This is a genomic window from Curtobacterium sp. ABR8 (assembly GCF_057812125.1).
On sequence record NZ_CM173818.1, the window covers coordinates 3290775 to 3311110 of the forward strand.

At 72.0% G+C, this 20336-nt stretch carries 16 protein-coding genes; 6 read left to right on the plus strand and 10 right to left on the minus strand.

Annotated elements, in window-relative coordinates; genetic code table 11:
- The first annotated feature begins 97 nt into the window (after positions 1-97).
- Complete coding sequence (locus ACXKZB_RS15675) at positions 98-5665, plus strand: glutamate synthase-related protein (RefSeq protein ID WP_488823767.1); 5568 nt, start codon at positions 98-100, stop codon at positions 5663-5665.
- Positions 5662-7452 carry a sulfite reductase subunit alpha gene (locus tag ACXKZB_RS15680; RefSeq protein ID WP_488823768.1) on the plus strand — a complete coding sequence of 597 codons (1791 nt, stop codon included), beginning with the start codon at positions 5662-5664 and terminating at the stop codon, positions 7450-7452. Before ACXKZB_RS15675 ends, ACXKZB_RS15680 begins: the two co-directional genes overlap by 4 nt.
- 412 nt (positions 7453-7864) lie before the next feature.
- Here the strand turns inward: ACXKZB_RS15680 and ACXKZB_RS15685 are convergent, their stop codons facing one another.
- From ACXKZB_RS15685 to ACXKZB_RS15700, 4 genes are read right to left on the minus strand one after another with little or no spacing between them, the layout of a single operon-like run.
- The gene (locus ACXKZB_RS15685) at positions 7865-8260 is read right to left on the minus strand and encodes a DUF7882 family protein (protein ID WP_111084738.1); all 396 of its coding nucleotides are present in this window, start codon (positions 8258-8260) and stop codon (positions 7865-7867) included.
- 8 nt (positions 8261-8268) lie between these two features.
- Positions 8269-9441, minus strand: coding sequence for an alpha/beta hydrolase family protein (locus ACXKZB_RS15690; RefSeq protein ID WP_488823769.1), 1173 nt, complete (start codon positions 9439-9441; stop codon positions 8269-8271).
- Between the two features lie 4 nt (positions 9442-9445).
- Positions 9446-10351, minus strand: a complete 906-nt coding sequence (locus ACXKZB_RS15695) for a hypothetical protein (RefSeq protein WP_488823770.1) — start codon at positions 10349-10351, stop codon at positions 9446-9448.
- Positions 10351-10818, minus strand: a complete 468-nt coding sequence (locus ACXKZB_RS15700; RefSeq protein ID WP_488823771.1) for a hypothetical protein — start codon at positions 10816-10818, stop codon at positions 10351-10353. Before ACXKZB_RS15700 ends, ACXKZB_RS15695 begins: the two co-directional genes overlap by 1 nt.
- A gap of 120 nt (positions 10819-10938) precedes the next feature.
- On the opposite strand from ACXKZB_RS15700, the gene ACXKZB_RS15705 reads away from it, so the two are divergent.
- Positions 10939-11922: an SRPBCC family protein gene (locus ACXKZB_RS15705; protein ID WP_488823772.1), complete on the plus strand. Its 984-nt coding sequence runs from the start codon at positions 10939-10941 to the stop codon at positions 11920-11922.
- A gap of 123 nt (positions 11923-12045) precedes the next feature.
- Here ACXKZB_RS15705 and ACXKZB_RS15710 read toward each other — a convergent pair whose 3' ends face one another.
- The 5 genes from ACXKZB_RS15710 to mvk are packed head-to-tail and all read right to left on the minus strand — an operon-like array spanning position 12046 to position 17419.
- Complete coding sequence (locus ACXKZB_RS15710; RefSeq protein WP_222658494.1) at positions 12046-13221, minus strand: hydroxymethylglutaryl-CoA synthase; 1176 nt, start codon at positions 13219-13221, stop codon at positions 12046-12048.
- Entirely contained in the window at positions 13218-14282 is a 1065-nt protein-coding gene (locus ACXKZB_RS15715; protein ID WP_222658495.1) for a hydroxymethylglutaryl-CoA reductase, read from the minus strand. The genes ACXKZB_RS15710 and ACXKZB_RS15715 overlap by 4 nt, the downstream gene beginning before the upstream one ends.
- A complete protein-coding gene (locus tag ACXKZB_RS15720) occupies positions 14275-15357 on the minus strand; it encodes a phosphomevalonate kinase (RefSeq protein ID WP_340197075.1) in 1083 nt (360 codons plus the stop codon). The genes ACXKZB_RS15715 and ACXKZB_RS15720 overlap by 8 nt, the downstream gene beginning before the upstream one ends.
- A complete protein-coding gene (mvaD, locus tag ACXKZB_RS15725; RefSeq protein WP_488823773.1) occupies positions 15354-16424 on the minus strand; it encodes a diphosphomevalonate decarboxylase in 1071 nt (356 codons plus the stop codon). Before mvaD ends, ACXKZB_RS15720 begins: the two co-directional genes overlap by 4 nt.
- On the minus strand, positions 16424-17419 hold the full coding sequence (gene mvk, locus ACXKZB_RS15730; RefSeq protein WP_488823774.1) for a mevalonate kinase: 996 nt from the start codon (positions 17417-17419) through the stop codon (positions 16424-16426). The genes mvaD and mvk overlap by 1 nt, the downstream gene beginning before the upstream one ends.
- Before the next feature lie 107 nt (positions 17420-17526).
- Here mvk and ACXKZB_RS15735 point away from each other — a divergent pair, with 107 nt between their 5' ends.
- The 3 genes from ACXKZB_RS15735 to ACXKZB_RS15745 are packed head-to-tail and all read left to right on the plus strand — an operon-like array spanning position 17527 to position 19428.
- On the plus strand, positions 17527-17985 hold the full coding sequence (locus tag ACXKZB_RS15735) for a MarR family winged helix-turn-helix transcriptional regulator (protein ID WP_488823775.1): 459 nt from the start codon (positions 17527-17529) through the stop codon (positions 17983-17985).
- Positions 17986-18006: 21 nt separating this feature from the next.
- Entirely contained in the window at positions 18007-18429 is a 423-nt protein-coding gene (locus ACXKZB_RS15740; RefSeq protein WP_488823776.1) for an organic hydroperoxide resistance protein, read from the plus strand.
- Between the two features lie 24 nt (positions 18430-18453).
- Positions 18454-19428 carry a zinc-binding dehydrogenase gene (locus ACXKZB_RS15745; protein ID WP_488825921.1) on the plus strand — a complete coding sequence of 325 codons (975 nt, stop codon included), beginning with the start codon at positions 18454-18456 and terminating at the stop codon, positions 19426-19428.
- A 78-nt stretch (positions 19429-19506) separates the two neighbouring features.
- Here ACXKZB_RS15745 and ACXKZB_RS15750 read toward each other — a convergent pair whose 3' ends face one another.
- Positions 19507-20247 carry a ZIP family metal transporter gene (locus ACXKZB_RS15750; protein ID WP_488823777.1) on the minus strand — a complete coding sequence of 247 codons (741 nt, stop codon included), beginning with the start codon at positions 20245-20247 and terminating at the stop codon, positions 19507-19509.
- Between the last annotated feature and the right edge of the window lie 89 nt (positions 20248-20336).

Consider the following 20336-nt stretch of genomic DNA (forward strand, 5'->3'; position numbering starts at 1 on the left):
ACAGGGCCCGACTGCCACCATCGGTCTGCCCGCGGCGAGCGCTCCATCGATGCAGCCCGCGCCGTCCGCTGCCGGCAACGCCCCACTGGACCCGCACGTGAACCCCACCTCTTTCGGTCTCTACGACCCTGCCCGCGAATCGAGCGACTGCGGCGTCGGTTTCATCACCCGACTCGACGGGACGCCGAGCCACGACGTCATCCGCAAGGGCGACGAAGCACTGTGCGCCATCCCCCACCGCGGCGGCAAGTCCGCCGAGGGTGTCGGGGACGGCGCGGGTGTCAGCATCGACCTGTCGGTGGAGTTCTTCAGCGCCATCACCGGACAGGAGCTGCGCGCCGGCCACTTCGGCGTCGCGAACTGCTTCGTCCCGAGCAGCGACGGAGCGCACGGCGCCGACGAGCGGGCCCGCGCCGAGCAGACCGTCACGGACGCCATCACGGCCGAGGGCTTCGAGCTGCTCGTCGTCCGCGACGTCCCGGTGGACCACTCCGTCGCGCGGCCCGAGGCCGAGCAGTACCAGCTGCCGATCGTGCAGTGGGTCTTCCGTGCGCCCGAGCAGTGGGACCGCGCCGAGGTCGACGCGGCAGCGAACCGTGCCCTGCTCGCGATCGAGTCCGTGTCCTACGGCGAGGCCGCCGAGCAGCGAGCCGAGCACGCCGCGCTGTACCCGCTGTCGCTCAGCGCCCGGACCCAGATCCTGAAGGGGCGCCTGAACTCGGGCGAGGTCATCGGGTACTTCACGGACCTGCGCGACCCGCGTCACTCGGTGCGGACGCTGTACTTCCACACGCGCTTCTCGACGAACACCGAGCCGCACCCGACGATGGCGCAGCCGTTCCGTCTGATGGCGCACAACGGCGAGCTGAACACCGACCGGAAGAACCGCCTGTCGGACGAGGCGCTGGCCCGTGCCCGCACCCGCAGCATCGTCCGCCCGCCCGGCCAGTCCGACTCGAGCCGCCTCGACCAGACCCTGCAGAGCCGCGTGTTCGACGACGGGCTCGAGATCGTCGAGGCCGTGGTGTCGCTCATGCCGCCGGCGTGGGAGAACGACCGCACCCTCACCGCCGACGTGCGGGACATGCTCGAGTACTTCTCGCTGTACGAGGAGAAGAACGACGGCCCTGCCGCCGTGATCTTCAGCGACGGCGACGTCGTCGGCGCGCGACTGGACCGCCTCGGGCTGCGCCCGCTGCGCACCGTCGAGACGACCGAGTACCTGATGGTGTCGTCCGAGGCCGGCCAGGTCACGTTCGACGCGGACGAGGTCGTGCACCGCGGCCGCATCGAGGCCGGCGGCATGCTCGTCGTCGACCACCGCACCGGGACCCGGATGCGGACGGGCGAGGTGCTGCGCATGCTCGCGGCCCGCCGTGACTACGGCACCCTGCTCGAGGCCGCCCGCGTCAACCTCGACGACCTGCCCGCGCCCGCGTACGACCGCACCAGGAACACCCTGGGCTACGCGGGCGACCTGTCGCTCGCCGGTCGGTACGTGGCGTACTCGCTGAACCAGGAGAGCTTCCGGTTCATGCTCGACCCGATGCTGCAGAACGGCTCGGAGCGGATCTCGGCGATGGGCTACGGCAACGCCATCAACGCGCTGAGCGACACCGAGGGCGGGATGGCGAAGTACTTCTCGCAGCGCTTCGCCCAGGTGACGAACCCGCCGCTCGACTCGATCCGCGAGGCCGACGGCATGTCGATGCGCGTCGCGCTCGGCGCGAAGCCCGACGGCACGGGCACCACGGGCCGTCAGCTCGTCGTGCAGTCGCCGATCCTGGGGCACCTCGACATGGTGCGGCTGCGCGAGCAGGACATCGTGCCGCTCGAGCGCTTCGACATGCTCTACGTACCGGTGCCCGCCGACGAGCAGGCGAACGCCGACGCGATGCGCGGCGCGCTGGACGCCCTGTGCGACGCGATCGAGGCGTTCGCGGCGCGCGGTGGCGGGATCGCGGTCGTGACCGACCGCGAGGTGTCGTCGACCCATGCGCCCCTCCCCGTGATCCTGGCCGTGGCCGCCGTGAACCAGCGGCTCATCGAGACCGGTCTGCGCCTGCGGGTGTCCGTCGTGGCGGAGAGCGGTCAGCTGCCATCGTCACACCACGTCGCGACCGCGCTGGGCTTCGGTGCCGCCGCTGTGTACAGCTTGAGCGCTCGGCTGCGTGCGGAGGAGAAGTACCCCGCCGCGCCCGCACCCGCCGGCGAGCTGACCGCGACCGACCTGGCGCTCAAGCAGTTCCGCAAGGCGGCCGAGAAGGCCCTGGCGAAGACCATGGGCCGCGTCGGTCTGTGCACCGCCGAGAGCTACATCGGCGGTGAGTTCTTCGAGCCGAACTACCTCGACACCGGCGACGACGTGCTCGCCCGGATCTTCCCGCACATGCAGGCCCCGGTCGGCGGCGTCGGTTTCGCGCGCATCGCCCAGGCGGCGACGGACTGGCACGAGCGTGCCCGCTCGGTGGCGTCCGAGGGCCAGGTCCCGCTGCTCGGCCTGTTCAAGGAACGCTCCGACGGCGCCGGCCACTCGTTCGGCGTCGCGAGCGTGCGCGGGTTCGGCGGCATGACCGAGGAGCGTCCGGCCTTCGAGCGCTCCGGCGACTCGGACGCGCTGCGCCTGCTCACGCTCGGTCAGCTCGACGACTCGTTCGGCATCACCGACGCCGCGTACCGCAACACCGGGTACGACCGCCTCAGCGACGCCGAGATCGACCAGCACCGGATCACGCCGGGCTACGTCACGTTCCTGCAGACCACGCACGACGAGCGGTCGCGCCGTCCCGCTGCGCTCCGCGACGTGCTCGCGCTGCCCGCGGACGTCACGGGCATCGACACGGCGGAGGACTTCGCCCGCGAGCTCGGTCGCTTCTCGACGAGCGGCAACGCCAGCGTCACGGTGCGCGGGCTCTCCGGCTCGCGTCCGGCGGACGACCAGGACCTGCCGGGAGGCACGGAGCGGTTCCGCCTGGAGCTCGCGTCGACGGGCACCACGGGTGCACTGCGCCACCAGGCCCTCGCAGACGGCCTCGCGCTGCTGTACCCGGGCCAGGTCGACGTCGACGCCGTCGACGACACCCGGGTGACGCTCCGCGCCACCGGCGCGGCAGTCGGTCTGCTCGCCCTGCTCGAGAGCGCTCCCGACAGCGTCGAGCTCGACGAGGTGCAGCCGGCGCACGAGATCACCCGGACCCTGGCGTCCGGTGCGATGAGCCACGGTGCGCTCGTCGCCACCGCCCACGAAGCGGTCGCGCACGGCACGAACATGGTCGGCGGCATGTCGAACAGCGGTGAGGGCGGCGAGCACCACTCCCGCTACGGCACCATCCGCGGCTCGCGGATCAAGCAGTTCGCCTCGGGCCGCTTCGGGATCTGGGCGGGGTACCTGGCCGACCCCATGCTCGAGGAACTCGAGATCAAGATCGGGCAGGGCGCGAAGCCCGGCGAGGGCGGCCAGCTGCCCGCGCCGAAGGTCACGGTGGACATCGCCGCGGCCCGTGGCGGCACGCCCGGCGTCGAGCTCATCTCGCCGCCGCCGCACCACGACACGTACTCGATCGAGGACCTGGCGCAGCTCATCCACGACTGCAAGGCCGCCCGCGTCCGGGTGATCGTGAAGCTCGTGTCCTCCGAGGGCATCGGCACCATCGCGGTCGGCGTCGCCAAGGCCGGCGCGGACGTCATCAACGTCGCGGGCAACACCGGTGGCACCGGGGCCGCGGCCGTCACGAGCCTGAAGTACGCGGGCCGCTCGGCGGAGATCGGCGTCGCCGAGGTCCACCAGGCCCTCGTCGCGAACGGCCTGCGCTCCAAGGTCACGCTCCGCTGCTCGGGCGCGCACCAGACCGGCTCCGACGTCGTGACGAGCGCCCTGCTCGGTGGCGACAGCTTCGAGTTCGGCACCACCGCGCTCATGATGCTCGGCTGCGTCATGGCGAAGAACTGCAACGTGAAGTGCCCCGCCGGCCTGACCACGAACGCCGAGGCGTTCGAGGGCGACCCCCGTGCACTCGCGCAGTACCTGCTCAACATCGCGCACGACGTGCGGCAGATCCTCGCCCGCCTCGGCCTGCGCTCGCTGCGCGAGGCACGGGGCCGCACCGACCTGCTGCAGCTCCTCGACCACCCGGCGAGCGTCGGTCGTCTCGACGCCCGCGCCCTGCTCGCGCAGGTGCCGGAGAAGGTCGTGACGGACCCGGAGTACCTGGAGAAGGACTTCCACACCGACGACGCGCTGCTCGAGCGCATCCGCACGGCACTGGTCGACCACGCCCAGGAGCACGTGCTCGTGCACGGCGTCCTGCTCGGCAACAGCGACAAGTCCGTCGGCGGCCAGCTCGGCATCGACGTCGAGCGCCTGCTCAACCACGAGCTCGGCGCCGAGGACGTCCAGGGCCTGCCCGCCGTGGCGACCGACGACCGCGGGCGCCGCCGGCTGGTCGACGGTGCCGTCACGATCCGCACCCAGGGCTCGGCCGGTCAGTCGTACGGCGTGTTCAACAACGACGGCATCGTGCTCGAGCACACCGGCACCGCGAACGACGGCGTCGGCAAGAGCCAGAGCGGCGGGCGGATCATCGTCCGTGCGCCCGGCGGCGGCAGCGCCGACCAGGGCGGCAACGTCCTGATCGGCAACTTCGCGCTGTTCGGGGCCACCGGTGGCCGCACGTTCGTCGAGGGCGAAGCCGGCGACCGCTTCGCCGTGCGGAACTCCGGCGCCACGGCCGTGGTCGAGGGCGTCGGCGACTTCGGGTGCGAGTACATGACCGGCGGTGCCGTGTTCAACCTCGGCGCGTTCGGCAAGGGCCTGGGCAACGGCATGTCCGGCGGGTTCCTGTACCAGTACGACCCGTCCGGTCAGGTCGCCCAGCGTGCCAGCACCGACTCGCTCCTCGTCTTCCCCGTCACCGACACCGAGCGCGGGGCGTTCCACGAGGCCGGGGCGCGACTGCTGCTCGAGTGGCACCTCGAGGCGACCGGGTCGGCGTTGGCCGAGCGCCTGCTGGCCGACTGGGAGACCACCCGTCAGCACGTGTACGTCGGCATGCCGCGCGCCCTGCTGCTCACGCAGGACGCCGGCGAGATCCTCGCGGCAGCCACCCGTCCCGAGCTGCTCGACGAGCTCGCGACCTCGATCGCCACGGACAAGCTCCGTGCGTTCAAGGTCGACTACCGCGACCAGCGCACCGTCCTCGACGGCCGTGCCCCGGCGCTCGGCGACCAGGGCGACGACATGTTCTCGCTGCTGTCGTCGTACACGGTGCTCGGCGTCGCCCAGGACGTCGCCCTCGAGCGCGTCCCCGGTGCTGGCCAGAACGACCCCCGGGTCGCCGAGGCGGTGAAGAACCTCGTCCTGACCGAGGACTTCTCGGTCAAGCAGCGCGTCGTGAAGTACCTGCGCGGCACGCTCGACCGGTTCGCCGACGACCAGCTCGCGACGCTCATCGCGATCAAGCGACTCGACGACTACAAGCGTGCGCTCACGCAGCGGAACAACCGCAGCATGGACGCGCCGGGCACCACGGGGTGGATCATGCACCAGAACGCCAAGAACGACGGTCGCGTCCGCGAGGCGCGCTTCGACGAGCTGCTCGCCACCGCGGCGCTCGAGGACATCGCGCGCCGTGCACCGCAGGCGCCGACCGAGGCGGTGTCCGCGTGAGCCTGCTGCCCCCGACCGGGTCGCTGATCCCCGTCGACGCACCGTTCTCGGCTGCCCAGGAGTCCTGGCTGGCCGGGTTCATCGCGGGCATCGCCGCCGCCGGCAAGAAGGCGTCCGCTGCCGCCCCGACGACGACGATCGACGTGCTGTTCGGCACGCAGACCGGCAACGCGGAGTTCCTGGCCGACGAGCTCGTCGCCGGGGCGAAGGCCCGCGGGCTCGGTGGCCGTGCCGCCGCGCTCGACGCGGTCACCCCGGAGCAGCTCGCCGAGATGACCCACGTGCTCGTCGTCACCTCGACGTACGGCGAGGGCGAGATGCCCGACAACGCCGGACTGTTCTGGGACGCGATCCAGGCGACCACCGTCCCACGACTCGAGGGACTGCAGTACGCCGTCCTCGGCCTCGGGGACACCAGCTACGACGAGTTCTGCCAGGCCGGCAAGCTCCTCGACACCCGCTTCGAGCAGCTCGGCGCGACCCGGGTGCACGACCGCGTCGACTGCGACGTGGACTTCGAAGACGCGGCCGCGCTGTGGAGCGCCGCCGTGCTCGACCGGCTGGCTGCCGAGGCCGGCGCGACGGTCGCACCCGGCGCGACCACGGGCAGTGGTGCCGGCGACGGTGCCACCGCGACCGGCGGGGCGGGCGCGGGCCGTGCCTCCCGGCCGGGGTCGCAGTGGAACAAGCGCAACCCGTACCCGTCACGTCTGGTCGAGAACCGGCTGCTCTCCTCGCCGCGCAGCGCGAAGGAGATCCGGCACTACGAGTTCGACCTCGGCGACTCCGGCATCGAGTACGCCGCCGGCGACGCCCTGGCGGTCGTGCCGGTGAACGACGAGGTCTTCGTCGCGGAGCTGCTCGAGCAGGTCGGCGCGAACGGCGGCGAGTCGTTCGACGGCCGCCCGATCACCGAGGTCCTGCGGAGCGACCGCGAGATCCGCACGCCCTCGAAGGACCTCATCGCCGACCTCGTGCAACGCGCCCCGGCGAGCGAACTCGCCGCGGTCGTCTCGCACGGCGACAAGCACGAGCTGGACCGTTGGCTGTGGGGCCGCGACGTCCTGGACCTGCTGCGCGACGCCGGACCGGCCGCTCCCGGGCTCGACGAACTGCTCCCGAACCTGCGCCCGCTGCAGGCACGCCAGTACTCGATCTCGTCGAGCCCACTGGCGCACCCGGACCGCATCCACCTGACCATCGCGTCCGTCCGCTACGGCGACCCGCACCGGATGTACGCAGGGGTCGCGTCGACGTTCCTCGCCGACCGGGTCGACCCCGACGGTACCGTCGACGTCTACCTGCAGCCGAACGCGTCGTTCGGGGTGCCGGCGGACGAGTCGGCCCCGATGATCATGATCGGTCCGGGCACCGGCATCGCGCCGTTCCGCGGGTTCCTGCACGAGCGGGCCGCGGCGGGAGCGACCGGCCGCAACTGGCTCTTCTTCGGCGACCAGCACCGCGACACCGACTTCGTGTACCAGGACGAGCTCACCGAGCTGCAGGAGCAGGGCGTGCTGAACCGCCTCGACCTGGCGTTCTCGCGCGACCAGGCCGAGAAGGTCTACGTGCAGACCCGGATGCGGGAGCAGTCCGCCGAACTGTTCGCCTGGCTCGAGGACGGCGGCCACGTGTACGTGTGCGGCGACGCCTCGCGGATGGCGAAGGACGTCGAGGCGGCGCTGCTCGACGTCATCCGGACGGGTCGCGGACGGGACGAGGACGACGCGCTGTCGTACCTGGCCGACCTGCGCCGCACGAAGCGGTACGTCCGCGACGTCTACTGAGCCCGCACCACGCGGAGCGCGCAGCGCACGGACTCGCGGCGCACACCCGACCAGGGCAGCAGAACGCCCCGGCAGCGGAACCCGAATCCGACAGCCGGGGCGTCCTGTGGAGGGTGCCGGTCAGTGAGGCCTGACCGACGAGCCCAGAGGCGTGACACATGGAACCGGGTACGATGACCCGGCTTCCTGGACGACGAGTCTCCTGATCCGGGACTCCCGTCGTGCACGCCGCTCAGTCGCCGATGGTTGGTCGGCGCCGGGCGCGCACTGCATCACGGTCATTCGGGTCCCCCTCCTCCCGCGGTTCCTTGCCGTCACCGGCTCCCTGGATGCCGGCCCGAAGGGACGTCACTGATCCGCGGTACCGAAACCGTACGACGATGATGTGGTCTTCGGAACCCGTTGACGGGAATCACTCAGCCGTGCTACCGCTCGGTGTCCCCGAAGCGTCATCGGCGTCCCCCGGGGCGACGGCTCGTGACCACGCCGAGTCGGCCGCGGTGCTCGTGTCCGGCGGTTCCGGGGTCAGGACGAGCCCGGAACCGGACGTGGCCGAGGCGTAGAGGTCCTCGAGCCAGCTGCGGTTGATCGAGGGCACCCGACTGCCGGAGAACTTGAAGTGCAGGCTGACGTTCGGGTTCAGCCAGATCGTGCTGCGGCCGTTGCCGTGGATGACGTCGTCCTTCCACGAGAACGCGAACCGGTGCTCACGTCGGAGCATGTTCACGATCACGATCTGCAGGTGTGTCATGGCGCGGTCGTCGATGCGGAGGTCGAGCGGCTGGCCGTCGTAGATGAGCTGACCCATGGCCCCTTCTACTCCACGGTGCCGGTGTGCTCGACCGATCTCGCCCAGGTCGTGATCGTGGTGTCGAACCAGACGGCGTCCACGTTCCGCTCCCAGGCGTGCTCGGCCGGCTCGCTGACCGCCAACGTCACCGTGCCGGGGTGCGCGCCGGCGAACTCCTGGCTGACGGCGAACGGCACGGTGGTGTCCCCCGACGAGTGGATGAGCAGGGTCGGCGGCAGGTTCCGGGGCGCGTGCAACCAGGACAGCGCGCGGACGTCCACCGGCGAGCGGAGCCCGACGACGCGGCACACGAGCGGCAGCGCCATCGCCCGGAGCGCGGCACCGACGACGAACCCGGGGAGTCCGGCACGACCCGCCTGGGACCGCACCGTCGTCTCCCAGTCGAGCGCCGGGGACACGAGGACGAGGCCGGCGATCCGGTCTCGGTGGGCGGATCGAGCGAGCAGTTCGTGGGTGATCGTCGCGCCCATCGACCACCCCACGATGACGAGCCGTCCGGCCCCGTTCGCGACGGCGTGGTCGAGCGCGGCTTCGACATCGGGCCACTCGCGGGCACCGAGGTGCGAGGCACGGCCCTGCCAGGGCGCCTCGCCGTCGCCGCGGAACGACGGGACGATCGAGGTCCAGCCGGCCTCGAGTGCCGCCGGGACCGTCCGGAGTGCCGTCACGCGGGTGGTGCGGATGCCGTGCACGTGGACGGCCCACGTCGTGGCGGGTGCGGCCGCGGCTGGTGCGGGTGCGGCGGGTGCGGGTGCGGGGCCGCCGGGCCGGATGACCCACGCCGGTGCCGGCCCCACGGGCGTCGGCAGGTCGAGCTCCGCCCAGTCGACGTCCATCGCGGCGGGGTCCGGGTGCACGTGCCCGCTCCACCGCACCCGTGCCGACACGTCGCCGCTCGTCCGGACCACCGCACGGCGGACGGTGCCGGCAGCCTCGTCGACCTCGAGCACCGGTCCGACCGTGGTGTGCCCGGTGCCGTCGTGCCACAGGCCGTACTCCCCCGGGCGGACGGTGTCGTCGGTGATCGGGAGCTGGATCGAGTCGTCGGTCGTCTCGAGCACCGGGGTCCAGCGATCGCCGCCGGGCAGCACGATCTTGCCGACGACCTTCCGCAGCACGAGCAGGAACGCCGCCGCCAGCACGACGAGCACGCCGAGCACCCACCAGACGATCGTCATCGCATCAGCCTCCGAGACTGCGGGTCAGGGTCAGTTCCGCTGAGCGCACCTGGGCGAGCTCGGAATCGTCGAGGGTGCGGCCCTGCACCTCGGCGTCGCGGATCGCGATGACGAGGTCGTAGGTCCGTGCCTGCACGTCGCCGTCCCGTTCGACGGCGCGCACCGCGTGGCGGCGGGCGATGCGCCGGAGTCGTCGGTGGTGCCGACGGCACGCCACGTCGCGCCCCCACCGCCGGAAGGTCAGGGACGCCATCGCGACGACGATGAGGACGATGCCCAGGTAGAACGGCGGGTCGAAGCCCAGGCGGAGTCCGTCACGCACCGCTGCGGGGAACCACCCGAAGTGGTCGGCGGTGAGCGACAGCAGCTCGTCGATGCTCGCGATGACCACCAGCGACTGCCCGACCCGGAAGACCACGAGCGCGACGGGGTTCCGCAGCACACCGTGCCGGAGCGTGGCAGCCGCGATCGCGCCGACGCCCACCATGTAGATCGAGCTGTACAGCCACATCGCCGGCTGGTGGATCTCCCGCACGATGAAGTGGAAGTCGGTGCCGCCCCGGTCGCGCACGGTGAAGAACGGCACGGCGAAGGCCACGACCACCACGAGCAGTGCCAGCGGACTCGCGAGCAGCGGGCGCTTCGGCAGGTCGGAGGTGCTCGCCCGGAGCATCAGCCAGAAGGCCACGGTGGCGCACACGTTCTGCACGAGGTTGATGAGGTTCGTGCCCCCGAGGGCGCCGTCGAGCACGGTCTGCGGCACGACGCTGCCGAGCGTCAGCAACCCGAGCGCGCCGACCCCGGTGGCACCCCAGGCGGCACGGCCGCGCGGGTTCCGGAGCACGTAGGGCGTGCGGGCGAGGAAGATCAGCGCCGCGCACCAGAAGGCGGCGGCGTGCAGGACGACCATCAGCCGTAGGCCCGCTCGTCCGCGCCCGCGCTGCCGGCGAGCAGCACGGTCGCGAGCTCGTACGCGAACCGCTCGGCGAAGTGCTCGTCGTCGTCCGAGATGCTCACCAGCCCGGTGTCGCCGTCGAGCGCACGGCGGCACACGTGGCCGCCCGAGGCGAACTCGGCGATGGACGTGGCCGAGGGCGCACCGACGTCGCCGTGCACCAGGTGGCCGAGCTCGTGCAGGACACAGTGCATCCGGTACAGCTCGGGAGCGCCGGCCGGCACCAGGACGAGGTTCTCGTGCTCGAACTGCGACACCAGCGCGGTGAGCGGACCCCAGCTCGGACCGTCGACGTCGACCACGCGGGTCGTCTTGCCGACGAACCGCCCGACCCCGGCGACGACGTCGGGGAGCCTCGGCGACGGGGGAAGCGTCGCGACGAGGGCTCCGACGGTGTCCGACGCACTCCTGCCCACTGCCATCGCCCCTTTCGATCTCAGCGGACAGACTACCTGCACGATCCCCTTGCGCACGAGGTCGCTCGGACGGAGCCTGGGACCAGGACCGAACCCGACGACCGAACCCGACGACCAGGAGCGACGATGCCCACCACGTCCGTCCACACCGATCCCGAGGCACTCGCGATGACCCTCGTCGCCGAGTCCACGGTGCCGGTCGAGCGCCTCTTCGGCGCCTTCGCCGATCCCCGTCAGCTCGAACGCTTCTGGGGCCCGCCCGGCTTCCCCGCCACCTTCACCTCGTTCGACCTGCGGCCCGGTGGCCGCGCGGACTACCGGATGACGTCGCCGCAGGACGAGCGGTTCCACGCCGTCTGGCAGGTCACCGAGGTCGACGAGCCGCACCGCATCACCTTCCGCGACCTCTTCACCGACGCCGACGGCACGGTCGACGACTCCCTGCCAGCCGGCGAGACGGTCCTGTCCTTCGAGGCCGTCGGCTCCGGGTCGCGCGTGACCGTCCGGTCGTCGTTCGGGTCAGCCGCCGACCTCGAGACCATGATCGACATGGGCATGGTCGACGGTTACGAGCAGGCCTTCGGACAGCTGGACACCGTCCTCACCGACCTGCGCGAGGACGCCCTCGGCACGGGCACCGTCACCGAGCTGGTCGACGACACCCACGTCCGCATCACGCGGGCGTTCGCGGCGCCGCGCCACCTGCTGTGGCGGGCGCACACCGAACCCGAGCTCGTCCGGCAGTGGCTGCTCGGTCCGGACGGGTGGGAGATGACGGTGTACGAGAACGACCTGACGCCGGGTGGCACGTTCCGGCAGGCGTGGGCGCCGACGGGTGACACCGAGGGGGAACCGTTCGGGTTCGAGGGCGAGAACCTCGTCGTGGAGCCGGAGCGCCGGATCGTGTCGACCGAGCGGATGACCGGTGCCCCGTTCCCGCCGAACACGAACGACCTGCAGTTCGACGAGGCCGACGGCGTCACCCTGATGACGCTGCTCGTCACCTACCCCGACCGGGCGCAGCGGGACGTGGTCCTCGCCACCGGCATGACCGACGGCATGGAGACCAGCTACCAGCGTCTGGAACGCGAGGTCCTGTCCGCCACGTGACCCCAGGACGGACGGGAGGCCCGGTGCCAGCTGGCACCGGGCCTCCCGTCCATCACGCGGAAGCGACAGATCCCCGCGAACGTTCCGCGGGGATCTGTCGCTTCCGCGGGTGGGTCGGACCGGTCAGGCCGGCGTGGTCGCCTCGTAGTGGCGCGCGCCGCCGCGCACACCGGCGAACCGGTACGGCCCTGCCGTGACGCGCGGACGCTCGACGTCGTCGCTCGTCGCGGCGCCGGTCGCGTGCAGCTCGCGGTACGCGTCCACGGTCAGCGGGACGCGGGCGGACAGCAGCTGTCGGACCCGGCCGACGCGACGGTGGTCGCGGTACGACGGCTGCACGATGCCGGTGAGGAGCTCGCCGACGCTGCCGGAACCGTAGCTGAACAGGGCGATGCGCTCCCCCGCCAGGTCCTCGTCGAGGTCGAGCAGTGCTGCGAGCCCGATCCAGAGCGACGCCGTGTACGTGTTGCCGGTCTGCTTGTTGTACGTGAAGCCGACGAACAGCTCCGACTCGTCGAAGGGCACACCCACGTGCTGCGTCAGCTTCCGGTGGGCCTTGAGCGCCATCTTCGTGAACGGCTGGTGGTGGACGAAGCGCACGATGTCCTCGTACGCGGGGCCGCCCTGGTCCGCCAGGTCGTCCCACGCGCCGACGAACGCGTCGACGTAGGCGCTCACGGACAGGCGGCCGTCGACCAGTGCCGTCGACCGGTCGTTCGGGCGCCAGAAGTCGTCGACGTCCGCGGTGAAGACACCGGCGGCCGGCTCGATCTCGATCAGGTCGGGATCGGCGGACACCAGGATCGCGGCGGCGCCGGCACCCTGCGTGGGCTCGGCGGCGGTGTCGACGTCGTACCGCGCGACGTCGGCGGCGATCACGAGGACCCGCTCGCCCGGCGCCCGGGCGATGATGCCGAGGGCGAGCTGGACGGCGGCCATCCCGCCGTAGCAGGCCTGCTTCAGCTCGACGACGCGGACGTTCTTCGGCAGGCCGAGCAGGCCGTGCACGAAGACCCCGGCGGCCTTGGACTGGTCGACGCCGGACTCGGTGGCGAACAGCACGGTGCGGATGCCCTCGACGCCGTGGCGGTCGATGACCTCCTTGGCCGCGGCGGCGCCCATCGTGACGATGTCCTCGTCCGGGGCGGGCACGCTGAAGGCGTCCTGGCCGATGCCGACGTGGTACTTCGCCGGGTCGACGCCGAGGCGTTCGGCCAGGTCGTCGAGTTCGAGCACGTGGTGCCCGGTCGCGATGGCGATGTCGTGGATGCCGATGCGCAGTGCGCCGTTCGCCGTCATGCTGCACCTCCGGCGGGCTTCGCGCCGCGTCGCTCCATGGCGACGTGGGCGGCCATCAGCTCACCCGGGTTCGTCTGGGCGGCGAGGAGCGAGAGCTCCCCGCACAGCACCGTGGCGGCGCAGAGCGCGGCGAGACGACGGGCGTTCGCACCGGGCTCGCGGTCCTCACGACAGCCGAGCCGCACCAGGGCGTCCTCGACGACGGGCAGGTCCCCGCCCTTGCCGTTGCCGACCGTGCCGACGATCAGGTGCGGCAGCGAGGTGGCGAAGTACAGGTCGCCGTCGCGGTTCTCGGCGCTCGTGATGCCCTGCGAGCCCTCGACGATGTTGGCGGCGTCCTGCCCGGTGGCCAGGTAGAAGCCGAGCAGCATGTTCGCGTAGTGGGCGTTCGCGGAGCGCAGGGCGCCGGCGATGGTCGACCCGATCAGGTTCTTCGCGATGTTCAGTTCGACGATGCGCTCGGTGCTCGACCGCAGGCGCTTCTCGACGACCTCGCCGGGGATCACGATCTCGGCGATGGTGTTGCGGCCACGGCCACGGATGCCGTTCACGGCGGTGGCCTTCTTGTCGGTGCAGAAGTTGCCGGACACGGAGACATACCGCAGGCCCGGCTGCCACGCCAGGATCGCCGGCAGGAGCTTGTCCGCCGCCTGCGTGACCATGTTGTGGCCGGAGGCGTCGCCCGTGGTGAACGCGAACCGCAGGAACAGCAGGTCGCCGACGATCTCCGGGTGCACCTCGATGAGCTTCGCGAACCGGCTCTGCCCGGCGACCAGCGCCTCGAGTTCGTCCTGTCGCGCCAGGATCTGCCCCGCAGCGACGTGCGCCGCGGCGGCACTGGCCGCGCGGACGACGACCGATCGGGTCATGCGCTCGTCGACGACGGTCGCGACGATGCCGTCGTCGACCATGCGCGAGATCCGGGCGCCACGGCCGACGGACGGCCAGAGCGGCGACTCGTACGTGGCGAGCGGGACCTCGTGCTCGCCCTGGACCGCGTTGCCGCTGATGCGGATCGGCCCGACCCACTTGGTCGGGATCGGCGTGAGCAGGTCACTCATCGAGGGCTCCTTCTGGTGCTCGCACCGCGACGCTGAGGTGTCTGATGTCGTGCGCCTCCCAGGCGCGGTGGATGCCGGCGGGGTCGGTGTCCGCCGGGACGAGCGCGATGCCGCAGTCGCCGCCACCGGCGCCGGACGGCTTCGCCGCCCCGCCGGCCGCTTCGACGACGTCGCACAGGGTCGCGAGGCGTTCGGTCTCGATCTTCGACCCGACCGAGTCGCCGAGCCGCTGCATGAGCACCCGGGCACGTCGGAGCGCGTCGAGCGTCTGCTCCGCGTCGCCGGTCTGGAGGCCCGTGGTCAGGTCGTCGACGCAGCTCCGGCTCTCGTCGAGGAACGCCTGGTACCCGCCGTTGCGGTGTCGACGCACCACCCCGACGAGCTTCGTGGTCGAGGCCGGCGAGCCGGTCCAGCCAACCAGGAGCTGCAGGTTCTCGGGGGCCGGGAGTCGCTGGACGTCGAACCCCGCCCACGCCTCGGCGTCGGTGAGGATGTCGGACACCCGGCGCTCGTCGACGAACGAGGCGAGGTGGTCGCGGTCCGGGGCGCTGTAGCGCAGCCAGCCGCCGAAGGTGCTCGCGGCCAGGTCACCGCCGGATGCCCGCGGGTTCACCCGGATGGTGGCGAGCAGGGCGACCTGGAAGCGCTGCCGCTGGGTCAGGCCGATCCCGTAGAAGCGGTCCAGGGCACCGACCGTGGCGACGGTCACCGCCGCTGAGGACCCGAGCCCGAACTTCCGGCCGCTGGCGTCGTCGAGCTGGCTCTCGATGCGCAGGTCGTGGAACCGCGGCGCGATGCCCCGTTCGGCGCGGAGCTTCTCGACGAGGTCGATCGTCGCCATCACGTAGTCGTAGGGGTGGTGCTCGCGGTCGAGGGCGAGGCCGTCCTCGTCCCGCGTCCACGTCAGCGGCAGGTGGCCGTACTCCTCCGAGTGCACGCTGCCCGCACCGTGCGCCTCGGACACACGCGCCGTGATGGCGCGGTCGAGGGCGATGAGGACGGACGGCTGGCCGGGCTCGACGACGGCGTACTCGCCGGCGACGAACAGCTTGCCGTGGGCGCGGAACTCGATCACTGCACGGACTCCTTCTGGTCGGGATTGCTCCCCGACTCTTCGGAGCGGAGCACCCGAGCGGCAGGTCCGGTGCCGGACTCGATCACGTCGCCGAACGACGCCAGCGCGGTGGCCACGGCGGAGCGGTCCGCGGGCTGGCAGAGCACGACCACGTTCGGACCGGCGTCGGCCGTGGCGTAGGCCTCGAGCCCCGCGGCGCGGAGTTCGCCCACGGCGTCGAACACGGCGACGCTGCGCGCGTTGAGGTAGCGGATCGGCGGGAAGGCGCCCTCGATCGTGGCGTGCATGCGCAGCGCGTTGCTCTCGGTGATCTCGCCGATGCGGGTGAAGTCGCCGGCTGCGCAGGCGTCGAGCATGTCGCCCACGGTCTCGGTGGTCGAGGTGACCCACGCCGGGTAGAACGGCGACGTCGCGATGGTTCGGCGCATCGCCTCGCGCGAACCGATGGGCTTCGGGCCGGCGTCGATCGTCACGACCACCATGGCCATCGGCGGCGCCGGGATCGGTTCGGCGAAGGAACTCTGGTCGTCGCCGGCGTGCCAGACGGCGACGCCCCCGGGGATCGACCGGGTGGCCGACCCCGAGCCGCGGCGGGCGAGGCGGGAGAGGTCGCGCGCGGACAGGTCGAGACCGTACGCCGCCGACGCGGCGGTCGCGAGCGCCGCGAACCCCGAGGCGCTCGACGCCAGCCCGGCACCGGTCGGCACGGTGTTCTCGGACACGACGGACGCGCGGGTGTCACTGCCGGCGAGCTCCCGCACGAGGTCGAGGAACTGCTGCACGCGCACCAGGGCACCGTCCTCGACGACATGGCCGTTCAGCGTGAAGGCGTCTCCCCACGGGCTCGGCCTGCCCGCCGCTTCGCGACGGTCAGGTACCGGCCCGCGTGGGCCCAGAGCCTCCGCACCGGCACCGGACCCGCCGTCCAGCGTGACGGTCGTCGTCGTCGGGAACACGTCGAGGCCCATGGAGACGCTGCCCGTGGCGGGCAACGCCAGCTGCGCGTCCGCCTTGCCCCAGTACTTGACGAGGGCGATGTTGGGGTGCGCGACGGCGGTGGCGGTCATCAAGCGCGGGCTCCGATCGTGGTGGTCCAGGTGGCTGCGGCACCTGCGCCGCGGAGTGCGGCCGCGATGCGGTCCGCGTGGTCGTCGTCCGCGGCGAGTGCGAGCACGCACCCGCCCCGCCCGCCGCCGGTCAGCTTCGCGCCGAGGGCGTCCGCAGCACGTGCGGCGTCGACGAGCCGGTCCAGGTCGGCACTCGACACGTCGAGTGCGCTGAGCAGGTCGTGCGCGGCGTCCATGGTGACACCGAGCCCCTGTGCGTCGCCAGCCTCGAGTGTCCCCCGCGCCTGCCGTGCGAGTTCGCCGATCCGGTCGATGACGCCGTCGACCGCCGCCGGGTCCTGGTCGTGCCGTTCCCGCACGGCCGCGACGGCCTGCCGGGTGTGGCCGGGGACGCCGGTGTCGGCGACGACGAAGGTGAAGCGTGCCCCGAGCGCGACGGGCTCGATGCTGCCCCCCTCGAACCAGACCGGCACCGCGGCGACGACCCCGCGGGCGTCGAGGCCCGACGGTCGGCCGTGGGCGACGCGCTCGCACTCCTGGATGAGGTCGTGGTGGGTCTCGGCGTCGAGTGTCTCGCCCAGCGCGTCCGCGACGGCTGCCGTGACGGCCGCGGCGACCGCTGCGCTCGAGCCCATGCCGCGGGCCGTGGGGACCTCGCTGTCGACCCGGACGTGGAAGTGCCGGTCGGTCACGCCGAAGTGCCGCAGCGTCGCCGTGACGGCGGTGACCGTCGGCATCACGGCCGCGGGTGCGAGGTCGAGCGGGCCGGTGTGCACCGTGGACTCGAGGGTGTGCCCGACGGTCGTGCCAGCTGCTTCGTCCCCCCGTGCGGTGACCGGGCTCACCGTCGCGACGACCCGTGCGTCGAGCACCGGCAGGACGAGAGCGGGTGCGCCGTAGACCACGGCGTGCTCACCGATCAGGATCGTCTTGCCGTGGGACGACGCCGATCCGTTGCCGGGGGTCGTGGTGGTGTCGAGGTGGGTGCTGGTCATCGTGGGTCACGTCAGCCTAACCGTCCGGGCCGTCGGCGTGTTCGTCGTGACCTGAGCATCGGCTGCGATGAGTTGTGCACAACCGGGTTGCGTGACAGGCTGATGCCATGCCCGTGACCGACGAGATGGTGTGCTTCTCCCTCTACGCAGCGAGCCGCGCGACCACGCAGGCGTACCGCACGATGCTCGAGCCCTGGGGCCTGACCTACCCGCAGTACCTGGTGCTCGTCACCCTGTGGGTCGAGGGCGACCAGACCGTCTCGAGCCTCGGGGAACACCTGCAGCTCGACTCCGGCACCCTGTCGCCACTGCTCCGCCGCATGGAGCAGAGCGACCTGGTCCGCCGTGAGCGCCGCAGCGCCGACGAGCGCGTCGTCACCGTGACCGTGGGTGACCGCGGGCGGGAGCTCCGGTCCGAGCTGAGCGGCATCCCCGCACGCATCGCCGCCGGCATGGGCCTGGCCGACGAGCGGGCCGCCGCCGAACTCATCGCGACCCTGCACCGGCTGACCGAGACGATGCACGCCGCGGCGGACGCCACCGATCGCGCCGTCACGGACCACTGACCCCACGAAGGAAGGAACACCATGGAAACCCTCTACACCGCCGAGGCCCTGGCCACCGGCGAAGGCCGCAACGGCCACGTCGCCACGAGCGACGGCACGGTCGAGTTCGACCTCGCCATCCCGAAGGAGATGGGTGGCTCCGGCAACGGCGCCAACCCCGAGCAGCTGTTCGCCGCCGGCTACGCCGCCTGCTTCCACTCCGCACTGCAGGGCGTCGCCCGCAGCCAGAAGGTGAAGATCACCGACTCGTCCGTCGGCGGTCGCGTGTCGATCGGCCCGAACGGCAACGGCGGCTACCAGCTCGCCGTCATGCTCGAGGTCGTCATCCCCGGAATGGAGCACGACCAGGCCCGGGCCCTCGCCGACGCAGCCCACCAGGTCTGCCCCTACTCGAACGCGACCCGCGGCAACATCGACGTCACCATCGTCGTCTCGGAGGACTGACCCATGAGCACCACCCCCACCACCATGCGCGCCGTCGTCCACGAGACCTTCGCCGAGCCCGCCGACGTCCTCGAGGTGCAGGAGCGCCCCGTCCCGACACCCGGCGCCGGCGAGGTCCTCGTCCGCACGGTCCTCTCCCCCATCCACAACCACGACCTGTGGACCGTCCGCGGCACCTACGGCTTCAAGCCCGAGCTGCCCGCAGCATCCGGCACCGAGGCGCTCGGTGTCGTCGAGGCCCTGGGCGAGGGCGTCACGAACCTGACGGTCGGCCAGCGCGTCGCCGGCGGCGCCTTCGGCGTCTGGGCCGAGTACTACACCGCGAACGCCGCCGGACTCGTCCCGGTCCCGGACGCGATGTCCGACGAGGCCGCCGCACAGCTCGTCTCGATGCCGTTCAGCGCGATCAGCCTGCTGCACTCGCTCGACCTGCACGAGGGCGACTGGCTGATCCAGAACGCCGCGAACGGCGCGGTCGGCCGCATGGTCGCCCAGCTCGGCGCAGCCCGCGGCATCAACGTCATCGGCCTGGTGCGTCGCGCCGCCGGTGTCGAGGAGCTGCGCGAGCAGGGCATCGAGCGCATCGTCGCCACCGATGCGGCCGACTGGAAGGACCAGGTCGCCGCGATCACCGGAGGCGCTCCGATCGTCGCCGGCGTCGAGTCCGTGGGCGGCAAGGCCGCCGGCGACATCGCATCGGTGCTCGGCGAGAACGCCACCCTCGTCGTCTTCGGTGCGATGGCGTCGCCCACGCTCGAGATCCCGTCGGGCAAGGTCATCTTCGGCCAGCTCACCGTGAAGGGCTTCTGGGGCTCCGTCGTCAGCAAGACGATGCCGGCCGAGACGAAGGGGCAGCTCTTCGGTGAGCTCATCACCCGCGTGCTCGACGGCTCGCTGACGCTCCCCGTCGCCGAGACCTTCGCGTTCGAGCAGGTCCGCGACGCCGTCCGCGCCTCGGACACCGCCGGCCGCGTCGGCAAGGTGCTCCTGCGCCCGTAGCGCGACCAGCAGACGGACGGGAGGCCCGTGGCGGATCCGCCACGGGCCTCCCGTCCGTCCTGGGGGCGTCCGTCGGCGTCAGCCGCCGATCACGTGGATGCCGTAGGCGGCGAAGAAGCCGAGGACGGCGATGAGGCCCGTCCAGGGTCCGGTCTTTCGGAACGCCTCCGGCAGCATGGTGTCGGCGAGCATCGCCAGGATCGCTCCGGCGGCGACGGCGGTCACGGCGCTCTGCACGCCGGCCGGTGCCTGCCCGAGGACCGCGTACCCGCCGAGTGCCGACAGGGCGCACGCGAGGGCGATGGCGCCCCACACCGTGAAGACGTAGCGAGCGCCGCGGCCGTTCGCCTTCATGTCCGAGGTGCTCGACAGCCCCTCCGGCAGGTTCGAGATGATGACGGCCGCGACGACCGCGATGGACAGCGACCCGCCGGCGGCGAGTCCGACGCCCTGCACCGCCGTCTCGGGGATCCCGTCGAGCAGTGCGCCGAGGGCGATGCCGAGCCCCGTGCCGGACCCCGTCGAGCCTGTTCCGCTGCGCTTCTTGCGCGCCCCGCGGCGTTCGAGCAGGACGTCGAGCCCGACGTAGACCACCGCGCCCCCGAGGAACCCGGCCATCGCCGTCCAGAACGTGCCGGACCGGGTCGCCTCCGCGACCAGGTCGAAGGAGAGCGCAGAGATGAGGACGCCCGCGCCGAAGGCGGTGATCGTGGCGACCACGGTCCGTGGCACGCGGACGAACCAGGCGATCGCGGCGCCGACGACGAGGGCGAGACCGGAAGCCAGGCCGGCCCCGGTCGCCAGGAAGAGGGGATGCACGGGTCGAGTGTAGGAACCGGGCGATGCGGACGCGCCAAGGTCGCCCGGACACGATCGCGTGCCCGTGGTGAGCAGAAGACGTCGGGTGC